This is a genomic window from Flavobacterium tyrosinilyticum (assembly GCF_023656565.1).
Taxonomy (GTDB): Bacteria; Bacteroidota; Bacteroidia; order Flavobacteriales; family Flavobacteriaceae; genus Flavobacterium; species Flavobacterium tyrosinilyticum.
Map to the genome: position 1 here is coordinate 1 of NZ_JAMOKG010000004.1, position 14710 is coordinate 14710.

Below are 14710 nucleotides of genomic sequence, written 5' to 3' on the forward strand. Positions count from 1 at the left end.
TCCCGTAAAGGCGCCAAAACGTCAAGTTTTCCCCTCTCTTGCTTCCAAAACCCGCCCTTTTCCCTTTAAGCCGCCTCTGAAAACTAGTGCCCTAGCCCCGATAGAAGCGGAAATCCTTTTGCTTTTTCTTTAAAAAGCAAAAGATTGGAGCGGATAGCGGGAAACAGCTCCTAATAAATGCCAAATCTCAATTTTTTAAAATCCCAAATTCCAAATGCTGACGCTAAAAGGGCTTCGGCTCCGCTCAGCCTGACAGCTTAAACTTTATCCTTATGTATAACGTATAAAAAACAAACCCGACTGGTTTTGGAAAACTCTCGGGTTTGCGATAACTTAAAGGCCCTCGGCCTCACTCAGTGGGACAGCTTAAACTTTCTTCTTATATATAGAAGTAGAACTACCTTATATATAGCAGAACAAAAACTATACTTATATATAATGAGTAAACTTGTACTTATATATTGTATGTATTTTTGTAATCATGTATATTTGCATTCACAAAATTATAAACAATGATCAAGATTACTTTACCCGATGGGTCAATTAGAGAGTTCGCTCAAGGCGTAACTCCAATGGAGGTCGCTAAAAACATTAGCGAAGGTTTTGCTAGAAACGTGATTTCTGCATCTTTTAATGGTACAACTATTGAAACCGAAACTCCATTAACGACCGACGGTAATCTTATTTTATATACTTGGAATGATGCGGAAGGAAAAAAAGCTTTCTGGCATTCGACTTCGCACGTAATGGCGCAAGCTCTTGAGGAATTATACCCTGGAATTAAATTAACTCTTGGGCCTGCAATTGCTAATGGTTTTTATTATGATGTAGATTTTGAAGATCAGAAAATTTCTGAAGCTGATTTCAAAAAGATTGAAGATCGTATTCTTGAAATTGCAAGAGGAAAGTTCGATTTCAAAATGCGTCCGGTAACTAAAACGGAAGCATTGGAAATGTATAAAGACAACGTTTACAAGACTGAATTAATTTCAAATCTTGAAGACGGAACTATTACATTCTGCGACCATTCTACTTTTACTGATTTATGCCGTGGTGGACATATTCCAAATACCGGAATCATTAAAGCTGTGAAAATCATGAGTGTAGCTGGTGCTTATTGGAGAGGTGATGAGAAAAACAAGCAGTTAACTCGTGTTTATGGAACTTCGTTCCCAAAACAAAAAGATTTGACTGAATATCTTGAACTTCTTGAAGAAGCAAAACGTCGTGATCACCGTAAATTAGGAAAAGAACTTGAATTATTTGCTTTTTCTCAGAAAGTTGGTCAGGGTTTACCTTTATGGTTACCTAAAGGGGCTGCTTTAAGAGAACGTTTGGAGCAATTTTTAAAGAAAGCACAAAAGAAAGCTGGATACGAGCAAGTGGTTAGTCCGCATATTGGTCAAAAGGAACTTTATGTTACTTCTGGTCACTACGCTAAATATGGAGCTGATAGTTTTCAACCGATTCACACACCAGCTGAAGGAGAAGAGTTTTTATTGAAACCAATGAACTGTCCTCACCACTGTGAGATTTACAATGTAAGACCTTGGTCTTATAAAGATTTACCTAAACGCTACGCTGAATTTGGTACTGTATATAGATATGAGCAATCTGGAGAATTACATGGTTTAACTCGCGTTAGAGGGTTTACTCAAGATGATGCGCATATTTTTTGTACTCCAGAGCAATTAGATGAAGAGTTCAAAAAAGTAATTGACCTTGTATTATATGTATTTGGTTCACTAGGCTTTGAAAACTTTACTGCTCAGATTTCATTAAGAGATCAAGAAGATAGAGAAAAATACATTGGTACTGATGAGAACTGGGAAAAGGCAGAAAATGCTATCATTAACGCAGCAAAAGACAAAGGTCTTAATACTGTTGTAGAATATGGTGAAGCTGCATTTTATGGTCCGAAACTAGATTTCATGGTAAAAGATGCTTTGGGAAGACAATGGCAATTAGGAACAATTCAGGTAGATTACAACTTACCTGAACGATTTGATTTGACTTACAAAGGCGCTGATAATGAATTACATCGCCCTGTAATGATTCACAGAGCTCCTTTTGGATCTATGGAACGTTTTATAGCAATTTTGCTAGAGCATACAGCAGGAAATTTCCCACTTTGGCTAATGCCTGAACAAGCTATTATCTTGTCTTTGAGCGAGAAATACGAAAATTATGCTAAAAAAGTTTTAGATTTGCTAGAAAATCACGAAATTCGCGCCCTAATTGACAACCGAAATGAAACTATCGGTAAGAAAATTAGAGATGCAGAGATGCAGAAAATTCCGTTTATGCTTATCGTTGGTGAGGAAGAAGAGAAAAACGGAACAATTTCTATTCGTCGTCACGGACAAGAAGGGAAAGGTAATATCACAGTTTCTATCGAAGAATTTGTTTCGATTGTAGACGAAGAAATAAAAAAGACATTAAAAGTATTTACAGTTTAACTTAAATTAGAAAGTCATAGCAATAAAAAGTAACAGAGGTTTTCAACCTCGAGTAGAGAAAAAAGATGCGCACAGAATAAACAATCTTATTCGTGTTCCTGAAGTACGTCTTGTAGGTGAAAACATTGAACCAGGGGTTTTTAAAATTGCCGATGCGCTACGTTTAGCTGACCAATTTGAATTGGATTTAGTTGAAATTTCGCCAAACGCTGAACCACCGGTTTGTAAAATCATGGATTACAAGAAATTTGTTTACGAACAAAAGAAAAGAGATAAGGCATTAAAAGCTAAATCTTCTCAGGTTGTTGTAAAGGAAATACGATTTGGTCCTCAAACTGACGAGCATGATTATGAATTTAAAAGAAAGAACGCTGAGAAATTCTTAAAAGAAGGAGCTAAGTTAAAAGCTTTCGTTTTCTTTAAAGGTCGTTCTATCATTTATAAAGATCAAGGTCAAATTCTATTATTACGTCTTGCTCAAGATTTAGAGGAACATGGTAAAGTTGAAGCTATGCCTGTTTTGGAAGGAAAGAGAATGATTATGTTCATTGCTCCGAAGAAAAAGAAATAGTGTTCAGTTTTCAGTCTCAGTGTTCAGCATTGAACTTGAAACTTTAAACCTGAAACAAAAAATATAAGTAAGTAAGAATAAATTAAAACACTAGGAAAAATGCCTAAAATGAAAACAAAATCTAGCGCTAAGAAACGTTTTAAAGTTACTGGCTCTGGAAAGATTAAAAGAAAGCATGCTTTTAAAAGTCACATCTTGACTAAAAAATCTAAAAAACGTAAATTAGCTTTGACACACTCAGCGCTAGTTCACCAAACAGATATGAAAAGCATCAAACAACAATTAAGAATTATCTAATAATTCTTTAGGTTAAAAAAATATTTATATAACCTTGGAGTATGGCTTTAAGTTCCTTTGATTCAATTCAGGACGCCTGCTACAAAAACACATTAAAATTATGCCAAGATCGGTAAATTCAGTTGCTAAAAGAGCAAGAAGAAAAAAAATAATGAAGCAAGCCAAAGGTTTCTTTGGAAGACGTAAAAACGTTTGGACAGTTGCTAAGAATGCAGTAGAGAAAGCAATGTGCTACGCTTACCGCGATAGAAAACAAAACAAAAGAAATTTCCGTGCTTTATGGATTCAACGTATCAACGCTGGAGCTAGATTGGAAGGAATGTCTTATTCTCAATTCATGGGGAAAGTTAAAGCTAACGGAATCGAATTGAACCGTAAAGTTCTTGCAGATTTAGCTATGAACCACCCAGAAGCTTTCAAAGCTATTCTTAATAAAGTAAAATAAACGTTTTATAAACTCAATTTAAGATTACTTACTTATTATAAAAAAACCATTCGTTTATTCGAATGGTTTTTTGTTTTTAAGGAAATTCTAATTAAGAAACCAAATAATAAATTACTTTTACTTAAGTAACTTTCTTCGTAATGCAAAACGCACTTATCCTACATATCAAAAAATTCATTTCTCTTGAGCCTTCAGATATTGATAAATTGGAATCATGTCTAGAACTTTCGAAAATAAAAAAGAAAGAGCAGATTTTAAAAGAAGGGCAAATTTGCAATACTATGTACTTTATTACGAAAGGCTGTATTAGGCAATATATCATCAATTCTAAAGGAGTTGAACAAACTTTGCAATTCGGTATCGAAAATTGGTGGATTACGGATTATTTAAGTTACCATAATGATGTTGCTTCAAGTTTTTATTTACAGGCTGTAGAGAATTCAGAAGTGATTGCCATTGACAAAACAATTTTAGAATCACTGTTAATTGAAATACCAAATCTAGAAATGTATTTCAGAATAGTGATGCAAAAAAGTTTTGGCGCTATGCAAATGCGCATCAAGTTCTTGTTTACAATGTCGGCGGAAGAAAGATATCATCACTTTAATGACCATTTCCCAGAATTTGTTCAACGTGTTCCTCAGTATATGCTTGCCTCCTATTTAGACTTCTCTGCTGAATTTATGAGTAAAATACGAGCTGGAAAAGTCTGATTGGAATTTCTTGAAGTAGTTCAAGTTTTTAAAAGCATGCATTGCTGACCTTTGTAATGAACTTTTAAAACATATAAAAATGAAACCAAGAATTGTTATTCCGAATGTTGCTCCAGAAGCTTATCAAGCATTAATGAACTTAGAGAAATATATTTCTACAACTTCATTAACTCCCGTTCATAAAGAATTAATCAAAATCCGTGCTTCTCAAATTAATGGTTGTGCATTTTGTATTAATATGCATACTGCTGATGCTAGAAAACACGGCATTTCTGAACAAAGAATTTATTTAATTAGTGCTTGGCGCGAAGCTGATTTTTACACCGAAGAAGAAAAAGCAATTTTAGCTTTAACAGAACAAGTAACCTTAATTGGCAATCACGTTTCTGATGAAGTTTACGAAAATACAGCTAAATTATTTGATGAAAAATACCTTGCAGAAATACTTTTGGCTATCATCACAATTAACTCTTGGAATAGATTAGCAATTACTACCGGAATGCGTGCATCATAATTTATAAAGAGAATATTTACAAGCAATTAGAACTCAAAAGCCCTTATCGATAAAGGGCTTTTCGTATTCATTTAGAAATCAGAATTAAAAAAAGTGTAAATTGAAAATATTTTAAAATACCGTATTTATACTCTTTCATGATTTCTAGAATTTTTTATTTTTGGCGCATGATACCAAAAAGATTACAAATAGTTACCTCTCTAATAACTACTTTATTACTGCTTTTTTCTTGCCAAAAGCAAAATACAGATAACTCAAAAAAAACAAAAAGAGAGAACGAAATTCATAAGCTCATAAGCAAAGCAGACCAATTTTACAAGAATCACAACAATACTGACAGCGCATTTTTTTATTACAATAAAGCTAGAGCCGTTTGCGATCTTAAAGAAGATCTGAAAAATTATGTTTCCTGCATGTATTACATGGCCGAAATTCAACAGGACCATGAGGATTTTGTGGGAAGCATTAAAACATCAATGGAAACAATTCCGTTTTTAAATCGAATAAAAAATCCAGATTATGTATGGAATATCTATAGTGTTTTAGGAAGAAATTATTATTACACTTATGACTATCCAACTGCTATATACTATTATTCTAAAGCTTTTACTTTAAATACCAGTAGAATTAACAAACTTGAAGCTAAAAATAATATCGCAGTTATTTACCTAAAGCAACAAAAGTTTGAGAAAGCATTGCCTATTTTTATTTCAGTAAGTAATGAGAAAATTGTACAGCAAAGTCCTGAAAACTATTCTAAAATATTAGATTATATAGGTTATTGCTATTATAAACTTAAGAATCCAAAAGCATTGTCTTTTTTTGAAACGAGTTTAAAAATAAAGTCACAAGCAAATTATACCGATGGTTTGGGCAGAACTTACTACAATCTTGCCGAATACTACAAAAACGACAAAGCTGATTTAGCAATGAAATATGCGCAATTAAGCTACAAAAATCACACATTATCGGGCAACACCGACGACCGTTTAGTTGCTTTAAAATTTATTATAGAAAACAGTTCTGATATTGATTCAAAAAAATATGCACTTATTTATACAAAAGTGATCGATAGTATTTATGAAGTAAGGCAAAAAGCTAAAAATCAATTTGCAAAAATTAAATACGACTCTAAAAAAGAAAAAGAGGAAAACCTGAAATTAAGAGCACAGAAAATTAAAAATGAGCTCCAAATAGCAAAACAGGAAAGCAGAAATATTGTTTCATATGTCATAATTATATTTGCCTCATGTCTAATTGTTTTTCTATATTTTTTTCTTACTGTACGAGCTAATCGCCAAAAAATTGAAGCAACTTATCAAAGCGAAATCAGGATTTCAAAAAAATTACATGATGAGTTGGCTAACGATATTTACCATACCATGGCATTTGCCGAAAACAGAAATCTTTCTTCTGAAGAAAACAGAAATCATTTATTAAAAAGTCTTGACAATATTTATTCTCGAACAAGAAATATTTCGAAGGATAATACTCCTGTTATTAGTAATCAAAATTATATAGTCTCTCTGAAAGAGATGATCTCAGGATTTGACACGCCAAATATTAATCTATTAATAAATGGTTTGAATACTATTTCTTGGGATAAAATTGATAAAAATAAAAAAATATCAATTTACCGAACTATACAGGAATTACTTGTAAACATGAAAAAACATAGCGATGCAACTCTAGCAGCATTAACCTTTAAAGAACTGGAGAATACTATAATAATCAATTACACCGATAACGGAAAAGGAATTGATACAAACAAAATGGTTTTAAAAAATGGTTTGCATAATATTGAGAACCGAATTCATGCTGCCAAAGGCCATATTGAAATTCATTCAGATTTGGGAAAGGGTTTCAAAGTTTTAATTAAACTTCCAGTATAATGATTAAAGACCTATTTTTCTTTTTTCAAAAAAAGCATCTTGTTTTTTATTTGCTAATCTTCGTTCTAATTTTAGCACTATTCTTTTCTATACAGTCTTCTGAAACAAATGAACACCGAGTAAATTATAATAAAACTGACCATTCAGCTGAAATAAAACAAATGATGCAAAAAGCAAATGCTTTTTGGGATTTAGAAAAAAACGACAGTGCCCTTTTTTATTTCAACAAAACACAATTATTATGTGTTCCAAAAGCTGATTATGCAGATGATTATGTAGGTGCATTAAACAATATGGTAGAAATCTTTCAGCAATATGGAAATTATTCTGAAGCAGAAACTACCCTTATAAAAGCATTCCCTTATTTAGAAAAAACTACCAATGTAAAGTATGCCGTTAATGCTTATACCTTCATGGCCTATAACTATTTGTATATGTACGACTATGAAAAGGCGTTATATTATCATAGAAAAGCATTAAAAAAGGCAATCTCAACTTTTAGAAAAGCACGGATATTATCTGAAATTGCATTTGCATATATGCACCAGGAAAAATATCAAGAGGCAATAGATCTATTAGAACCAATTTCTAGATACAGAATTGAAGATAAAATCACACCTTCAAACACAAATATTCAGCGTGCAGCGATATTGTATAATTTAGGTCTTTGCTATTTACGACTTGGAGGCCATAAAGAAGCTTCATTCAAATGCTTTAACGAAAGTTTAGAATTGACTCTTACACTTGATGACGATTATGAACTAATTGGCAATTACTATGCTTTTTATTTATATTACTCGAAATACAATAATCCAGAGCTAAGAAAAATTAATGCAGAGAAAGCCTACTATTACTCTAAAAAAGCAAAATCGGCAACAAATGAAATTAACATGTTAGCCCATCTACTGGAAGCGGATAATGCTGGAAATTCAAAAAAACACTGGAAAGTTTATAGTAAAAAAATTGACAGTCTCCTTATTAGCAGGAAAAAAGCAAAAAATCAATTTGCCGATATTATATATACTTCAAAGAAAGATAAAGAAGAAAATTTAGAACTCAAAAATCAAAAAGCAGAAAACGAATTAGAGCTTCAAAGGCAAAAAAATAGAAGTTTTATTTCATACATAATGATTTCTATCAGTACTTTCGCTTTGTTTTTTATTGCTTATTATATTACTCATAAAGGGCGAAAGGAAAAAAACGATGCTGTTTTTGAAAGCGAGATACGTATATCAGACAAATTGCATAATGAACTAACAACAGATATCTATGATACATTAGTTTTTGCAAAAAATCACAAATTAGAAAATCCTGAAAACAAGGAAAAATTTCTTTATAACTTGACCAATATTTATTCAAAAACAAGAAATATTTCAAGAGAAAATAGTGCAATCATAGTTAATGAAGATTACGAAAAAGTCCTAAAAGAAATGATTTCAGGATATACAACTTCTAATTTAAATATTATTATAAATGGTTTAAACTCATTATCTTGGTCTAAAATTGATCGTGTAAAAAAAATAACTATTTTCCGTGTTGTTCAAGAAATTTTTGATCAGGCAAAAATTATCAGTGATGCTTCGCTGGCAAGTATCACATTTAAGAAGAATGAGAGAACTATAGTAATTACCTATGCTGACAACTCTACCAAAATTCAGGATGATGTTAATTTAAACAAGAGATTTGCTACTATCGAAAATCGCCTTAAACCAGCACGAGGAACCTTTAATGTTGCTTTAAATCCAAATCAGGGATTTAAGGTTTTTGTAAAACTTCCAATATAAATAAAGCTTTAACCATAAGGTCCTCAAATGAAAATATCTGCTTTTGTTCCAATTTTAGTTTCCGTTCTTTTTCTGCTGGTCATTCCGACTTCTTGCGAAAAAGAAATTCCGGCAGTTATAAAAAGAACTGACAACACCGCAGAAATAAAAAGGCTGACCATAATAGCTGACAATGATTTTGACCAAAATGAATATTTGAAGGCCTATAAAAATTACCTAACTATAATTCACCTTTCAGACCCTGAAAAAAACAGAATAGATTATGTCGACGCCTTAATTTCTATAGCGCTAATTCAGCTATATGAAGGCAATTATCTGGAAAGTGAAGCTACCGCTACTAAAGTATTACCGCAACTTAAATACCTAAAAAAACCAAGGTTTGCTTGGGAAACGTACAAAATTATTTCAGAAAATTATTCTGCAACAAACGATTATGACAATGCGCTTATATATGCAAAAAAAGCATACAATCTCCATGCAAGCCCGAGAAGGAAAGCAAATGCATTAGCTAATATTGCATTAGTTTACATGTATCAGGGTGATCATAAAAAAGCGATTAAAATCTATACACAACTAACCACTACTGGTTATTATGGAAATAAGAAAAAAACAAATTCTTTAAAAGATTATGAAGCATTAGACTATGCAGTAATGAGGAACAATATAGGGATTTCTTATGCCAATTTAAATGATTCTAGAGCGCTACCCTACTATCAAGAAGCTCTTAAAACTAGAATTAAATTAAATGATAGACAGAACTTACCAGATAGTTATTCAAATCTTTCCGATTATTACTTAATTTCAAATCCTGCTTTGGCAAAAAAATATGCCGAAACAGCTTATAAACATGCGTGTGTTGTAAATACCTATAAGCAAAAAAAGTACGCTCTGGAAACTTTAATAAGAACCAGTACGGGAAATGATACAAAAAAATATTCTAAGATTTATATCGATTTTAGAGACAGTATTAATAAAATTCGTTTAACACAAAAAAATCAATTTGCTAATATAAAATATAATTTCACCAAGGATAAAGAAGAAAACTTAGAGCTTAAAATTCAAAGAGCAGAACATAAATTGGAAATGCAAAGACAAAAGAACAGGAGTTTTATCTCTTATATCGCATTATCAATAACCATTTTCATATTCATTTTTCTAATTTTTTACCTGACTTTAAAAGGCAAAAGAGAAAAAAATGATGCTGTTTTTAAAAACGAAATTCGAATTTCTGACAAATTAGAAAACGACCTTGAAAAAGATATTCATGAAACTTTATCTTTTGCCCAAAACAACAACCTTGAAAACGTCAGTAATAAAGAACAATTTCTTAATTACCTAAGCCGCATTTATTCAAAAATGCGCAGTATTTCTAGAGAAAATAGCACTATACAAACCAATGAAAATTACTCAAATGGTCTAAAGGAAATGATTTCGGAATACTCTACTTCAAATTTGAATATCATAATAAATGGTTTAAACACTTTTTCGTGGTCGAAAATTGATCGTGTAAAAAAAATTGTTGTTTACCGCGTTATTCAGGAAATTTTTGATTCGATGAAAACCCTGAACAATGCTTCGCTAGTAAGTCTAACCTTCAAAAAAGAAGAGAAAAATATCATCATAATGTACGCTGACAACGGCACAAATATCACCCAAAAAAGTACTATTTTAGAAAAAAGACTACAAAATGTGGAAAACCGTATTAAAACAATAAAAGGAACTCTTAATTTTGACCCATATTCAGAAAATGGTTTTAAAGTAAATTTCAAATTTCCAATATAAGAAAATATATGTTTAAAAAAGTTTTAGTTGCCGAAGATCTAGATAGTATCAGCATTGCAGTTGTTCAAGTACTTGAAGAATTACAAGTTCCCGTAATTCATCACGTGAAATATTGCGACGAAGGATTACTTAAAGTAAAAAAGGCATTGGCTGAAAAAGAACCTTACGATTTAATGATTACAGACTTATCGTTTAAATCTGATCATAGAAAAGTAACTTTAAATAGTGGCGATGAACTTGTTGAAGCTGTAAATAAAGTGCAGCCAGAACTAAAAAAAATAGTTTTTTCTATAGAAGATAAAAGTTATAGAATTAAAACTCTCTTTAATGAACTTGGCATTAATGCTTATGTTACAAAAGGAAGAAATAGTATTTCTGAATTAAGAAATGCTATAGAAAGCACATTTAATAACGAAGAAAAAATTCTTTCTTCTGATTTGTCTTTTAATTTTAATGATAAAGCTTTAATTGAAATTGAGTCTTATGATATCTCCATTTTAAAACTTTTATCTCAAGGATATATTTTAGAAAGCATTTCTAGAGAGTTTAAAGATTCATCTATAACTCCTAACGGAACAAGTAGTATAGAAAAAAGAATCAATAAGTTGAAGATTTATTTTAAAGCTAATAATAATGTGCATTTAATTGCAATTGCAAAAGATTTTGGGCTAGTATAATTTTTTATCATGCTTTACGGTTTCCCGTAAGGATAACACTTTTTATACTCCTAAATTTGTGATGACCTATTAACCTACCAATGAAACCAAAAAGTAAAGCGAGTATTATATTCTCTAGACTTAATACCACACAAAATAGAATCCTTATGAAAACAATGCTACTTTGCCTCTTTTTATCAATAAGCTTTGCAGTTATTTCTGAAAAAACTGGATGGCTAGAAATTGATTGGAAAATAATATTTATTCCAGCATTATTAGTTTTACAAATTATAATTATCGGGACAGCTCTAAAAAATCGATATAAAAAACATTAATTAATTTTAAGAAAGGCTTAATTATTGCTGGAAGAGAAGACTTATATCTTAGTTCCATTAAATTTTTCATGAAAAAAACGCTTAGCCTCGTCTTATTATTATTTGTATTTATATCTTTTGCACAAACCAAAGTAGTATCATGGAATATCGAAAACTTTGGAAAATCGAAGTCTGATACTCATTTAAATTATATCGCCAAAATAATTTCTAATTATGATATAATCGCAATTCAAGAAGTGGTTGCCGGAAACGGAGGTGCTCAAACTGTTGCTAAACTTGCCGCAGCACTTAATCAAAAAGGAAATAAATGGGATTACAGCATAAGTGATCCTACTTCTGGAAGCAGTTACAAAACGGAACGGTATGCTTTTATTTGGAAAACTAATAAAGCCAAATTGAAAAGTAAGCCTTGGCTAGAAAGAAAATATAGCCTAGAAATTGATCGCGAACCCTATTTCGCCACATTTGAAATTAATAAAAAGACGATCACTCTAGTTAATTTTCATGCCATAACGCAAAAAAAACAACCCGAAACCGAAATCAAATACTTCAAGTTTTTACCAAACGAATATCCTGATTTGAATCTTGTTTTCTTAGGCGATTTTAATTGCCCAGAAAAACACACTGTTTTTAATCCGTTGAAAAAAAATGGATATGCTTCTGTATTAAAAAATCAAAAAACTACTCTTAAACAGCAATGCAAAAACAATATTTGTCTTGCATCTGAATTTGACAATATCTTTTATAAGACATCCAATCTAAAGGTAAGTAATTCTGGAATTATTAAATTCTACGAAGATTTTGATTCTTTACAAAATGCAAGAAAAATATCCGATCATATTCCGATCTGGTTTGAGTTTTCTCTCAACTAATCTAAGTTTTAAGTTTCTTTTTTCTAGCAGCTGGAAATAGAACATTATTCAAAATCAATCTATATCCAGGCGAATTAGGATGCAAATCTAAAACCGTTGGCGGATCTCCAACCTGATGTTGAAAATCTTCTGGATCATGTCCTCCAAAAAAAGTAAACATTCCCTTGCCTTTTTCTCCATGAATGTATCTTGACTCGCCATTTAATTCGCATGTTCCCATAATCAAGATATTCGATTTTATTAAAGACGTATCAAAAGAAGTGGTCTGTCCCATAAAACCTTTTACTAATTGTGTATGGTTCTGACATAACATACTTGGAATCGGATCCCATTTTGCAGAAAATTCCATTAACGTAAAATAATCTTTATCCATCACAATGCGTCTTTTCGTCGTCATGTCGATATCCGAAAACTCATAAACTTCCGGTCTTCTTTCTAAAGTAAAGTTTTTGAAGGCAAAAGAATTATTATAATTTAATTTTGACTGATAATTTGATTCGCTAGGATCTCCGTCAAACATAGCTTCGCAAATATCAACTCCATCTGCTGCAAGGGCAATATCAAAACTATCTGTTGCAGAGCACATGGCAAACATAAAACCGCCACCAATTACAAAATCTCTAATTTTTTTTGCAACTGCTCCTTTTTCCTGCGACACCTTTGCATATCCTAATTTTGTCGCCAAAGCTTCAGCATCTCTTTTTTGATCAATATACCAAGGTGTGTTTTTGTAGGCTGCATAAAACTTTCCGTATTGTCCGGTAAAATCTTCGTGATGCAAATGAAGCCAATCGTACATTAATAACTGATCGCTTAAAACTTCCTCATCATAAATGGGAGTAAAAGGAATTTCGGCATAAGTTAAAACCAAAGTTACAGCATCATCCCACGGTTGTTTTCCTTTTGGAGTATAAACAGCAATTTTAGGTGCTTTTTCTAAAATCACCGATTCCATGTTTTGAGAAGGGCTCGAAATTTCGTTTAAAATAGAAGCCTGTTCACTATCTGAAATCACTTCAAAACTAACTCCTCTTATTTTACATTCTTTTCTAATTTCATCAGCATCAGGAAGCAAGAAAGAACCTCCTCGATAATTTAAAAGCCAGCTTGCTTTATAATCCCTACTCAAGCACCAGTAAGTAATTCCATATGCTTTTAAATGATTTTGCTGCGTCGTTTCGTCCATCGGAAGTAAGATAAACGAAGCTTTTGCATTAAATGACATTAATAGTATAAAAAGGTAGAATAAACTTTTATTCATCAGAAAATTATTTTAGTAAAGATATAAAAGCCATCAGCAAAAAAGGAATACTTAGAATCTTTTCTTACTTATAAAGAATGTTAAATAAAAAGCTTGAAGAAAACTTGATTTTTAAACCATAAAAAAACAGGTAAAAACACCTGTAATTACGAAGAATATTCTCTATACATTTGCTATCCCAGGTTCATAAAACTAATCGCTGTAAAAAAACAACCAACCATGAAGTTTAATGAAAGTAATAACCAACAAAAGGGTCTGAATATAATTCAGAAAATAGGACTATGTGTTCTAGTCATAACAATCATATTATATTATGTGCTGTCAATTCAGTTTTTGACAGCATAATATTTTTAGATTGTTAAAACTGCTAATTCATTCTGAATAGCATAAACAACTAAGCCAGCTATATTTCGTGATTCTGTTTTAAGTAATAAATTATTTCTGTGTCCTTCTATAGTTCTGGGGCTTAAAAAAAGATGTTCTGCAATTTCTGCTGTAGTTTTTTGCTGGCAAATTAATTGCAGAATTTCTATTTCGCGCGGCGAAAGGAAATTAGTTTCTAAACCTCCTCTTGTATTTTTAGGAGAAACTATTGTTTCTTGAATTGTTTTTAAAACATTTTCGTTGTAATAGAATCCTTTTTTTGCTACTTCGTTTATGGTATGAATTAAATCTTTTGGAGTTGTATTTTTTATTAAGTAAGCTACTGCTCCAACTTGAATCATATTTGCAACAAACGATTTGGTATCGTAGCTAGTCAATGCAATAATTTTAATATCGGGAAACGTTTTTCTAATAATTTTTGTGGCTTCGACTCCGTTTAAGACCGGCATCTTTAAGTCCATTATTATTATATCGGGCGTTATTTCTCTTTCGTTCAGTTGCGTAATAAGCTCGTCACCATTTGAGGCTTCAAAGAGAATATCTATATTTTCTTCTCTCTGTAGTAAAAAAGAAATTCCTTTTCTAAACAAAATTTCATCATCGACTAGAGCAATTTTAATAGAAGCATTCATCGTATTTTGGTTTTGGTCGTTTAATTTGGTTTGTCGAAATTACAAAATATGAATTAGAAAAAATCTAAATACCTTTATTTTATTGACCAAAAACCTTAATAAAACACATAATT

General features: G+C 31.5%; 14 protein-coding genes. 12 read left to right on the plus strand and 2 right to left on the minus strand.

Features of this window, described 5'->3' with window-relative positions; all coding sequences use genetic code 11:
- Positions 1-512: 512 nt before the first annotated feature.
- From thrS to NCC77_RS20125, 12 genes are all read left to right on the plus strand, one after another.
- Entirely contained in the window at positions 513-2459 is a 1947-nt protein-coding gene (gene thrS / locus NCC77_RS20070) for a threonine--tRNA ligase (protein ID WP_250837182.1), read from the plus strand.
- A gap of 16 nt (positions 2460-2475) precedes the next feature.
- Positions 2476-3030: a translation initiation factor IF-3 gene (gene infC, locus NCC77_RS20075; protein WP_095931668.1), complete on the plus strand. Its 555-nt coding sequence runs from the start codon at positions 2476-2478 to the stop codon at positions 3028-3030.
- A 99-nt stretch (positions 3031-3129) separates the two neighbouring features.
- Positions 3130-3327, plus strand: a complete 198-nt coding sequence (gene rpmI / locus NCC77_RS20080) for a 50S ribosomal protein L35 (protein ID WP_026727505.1) — start codon at positions 3130-3132, stop codon at positions 3325-3327.
- Between the two features lie 100 nt (positions 3328-3427).
- Positions 3428-3772, plus strand: a complete 345-nt coding sequence (gene rplT / locus NCC77_RS20085; RefSeq protein WP_007810721.1) for a 50S ribosomal protein L20 — start codon at positions 3428-3430, stop codon at positions 3770-3772.
- Between the two features lie 140 nt (positions 3773-3912).
- On the plus strand, positions 3913-4485 hold the full coding sequence (locus tag NCC77_RS20090; protein WP_250837183.1) for a Crp/Fnr family transcriptional regulator: 573 nt from the start codon (positions 3913-3915) through the stop codon (positions 4483-4485).
- 79 nt (positions 4486-4564) lie between these two features.
- A complete protein-coding gene (locus NCC77_RS20095; protein ID WP_250837184.1) occupies positions 4565-4999 on the plus strand; it encodes a carboxymuconolactone decarboxylase family protein in 435 nt (144 codons plus the stop codon).
- Positions 5000-5166: 167 nt separating this feature from the next.
- Positions 5167-6891 carry a tetratricopeptide repeat-containing sensor histidine kinase gene (locus NCC77_RS20100; RefSeq protein WP_250837185.1) on the plus strand — a complete coding sequence of 575 codons (1725 nt, stop codon included), beginning with the start codon at positions 5167-5169 and terminating at the stop codon, positions 6889-6891.
- A 161-nt stretch (positions 6892-7052) separates the two neighbouring features.
- The gene (locus NCC77_RS20105) at positions 7053-8675 is read left to right on the plus strand and encodes an ATP-binding protein (protein ID WP_250837186.1); all 1623 of its coding nucleotides are present in this window, start codon (positions 7053-7055) and stop codon (positions 8673-8675) included.
- 27 nt (positions 8676-8702) lie between these two features.
- On the plus strand, positions 8703-10457 hold the full coding sequence (locus tag NCC77_RS20110; protein WP_250837187.1) for an ATP-binding protein: 1755 nt from the start codon (positions 8703-8705) through the stop codon (positions 10455-10457).
- A gap of 8 nt (positions 10458-10465) precedes the next feature.
- Positions 10466-11134: a response regulator gene (locus tag NCC77_RS20115; protein ID WP_250837188.1), complete on the plus strand. Its 669-nt coding sequence runs from the start codon at positions 10466-10468 to the stop codon at positions 11132-11134.
- A 146-nt stretch (positions 11135-11280) separates the two neighbouring features.
- A complete protein-coding gene (locus NCC77_RS20120; protein WP_172426959.1) occupies positions 11281-11448 on the plus strand; it encodes a hypothetical protein in 168 nt (55 codons plus the stop codon).
- Positions 11449-11516: 68 nt separating this feature from the next.
- Complete coding sequence (locus tag NCC77_RS20125; protein WP_250837189.1) at positions 11517-12320, plus strand: endonuclease/exonuclease/phosphatase family protein; 804 nt, start codon at positions 11517-11519, stop codon at positions 12318-12320.
- A gap of 1 nt (position 12321) precedes the next feature.
- Here NCC77_RS20125 and NCC77_RS20130 read toward each other — a convergent pair whose 3' ends face one another.
- Together NCC77_RS20130 and NCC77_RS20135 are read right to left on the minus strand one after the other, a co-directional pair.
- A complete protein-coding gene (locus NCC77_RS20130) occupies positions 12322-13581 on the minus strand; it encodes an asparagine synthetase B (protein WP_250837190.1) in 1260 nt (419 codons plus the stop codon).
- A 350-nt stretch (positions 13582-13931) separates the two neighbouring features.
- Entirely contained in the window at positions 13932-14597 is a 666-nt protein-coding gene (locus tag NCC77_RS20135; protein ID WP_250837191.1) for a response regulator transcription factor, read from the minus strand.
- Positions 14598-14710 lie beyond the last annotated feature (113 nt).

Coding starts and splice junctions, on each gene's coding strand:
- thrS (WP_250837182.1), top strand. CDS start 513: ATGATCAAGATTACTTTACCCGATGGGTCAATTAGAGAGTTCGCTCAA.
- rpmI (WP_026727505.1), top strand. CDS start 3,130: ATGCCTAAAATGAAAACAAAATCTAGCGCTAAGAAACGTTTTAAAGTT.
- rplT (WP_007810721.1), top strand. CDS start 3,428: ATGCCAAGATCGGTAAATTCAGTTGCTAAAAGAGCAAGAAGAAAAAAA.
- NCC77_RS20090 (WP_250837183.1), top strand. CDS start 3,913: ATGCAAAACGCACTTATCCTACATATCAAAAAATTCATTTCTCTTGAG.
- NCC77_RS20095 (WP_250837184.1), top strand. CDS start 4,565: ATGAAACCAAGAATTGTTATTCCGAATGTTGCTCCAGAAGCTTATCAA.
- NCC77_RS20100 (WP_250837185.1), top strand. CDS start 5,167: ATGATACCAAAAAGATTACAAATAGTTACCTCTCTAATAACTACTTTA.
- NCC77_RS20105 (WP_250837186.1), top strand. CDS start 7,053: ATGATGCAAAAAGCAAATGCTTTTTGGGATTTAGAAAAAAACGACAGT.
- NCC77_RS20110 (WP_250837187.1), top strand. CDS start 8,703: ATGAAAATATCTGCTTTTGTTCCAATTTTAGTTTCCGTTCTTTTTCTG.
- NCC77_RS20115 (WP_250837188.1), top strand. CDS start 10,466: ATGTTTAAAAAAGTTTTAGTTGCCGAAGATCTAGATAGTATCAGCATT.
- NCC77_RS20120 (WP_172426959.1), top strand. CDS start 11,281: ATGAAAACAATGCTACTTTGCCTCTTTTTATCAATAAGCTTTGCAGTT.
- NCC77_RS20125 (WP_250837189.1), top strand. CDS start 11,517: ATGAAAAAAACGCTTAGCCTCGTCTTATTATTATTTGTATTTATATCT.
- NCC77_RS20130 (WP_250837190.1), bottom strand. CDS start 13,581: ATGAATAAAAGTTTATTCTACCTTTTTATACTATTAATGTCATTTAAT.
- NCC77_RS20135 (WP_250837191.1), bottom strand. CDS start 14,597: ATGAATGCTTCTATTAAAATTGCTCTAGTCGATGATGAAATTTTGTTT.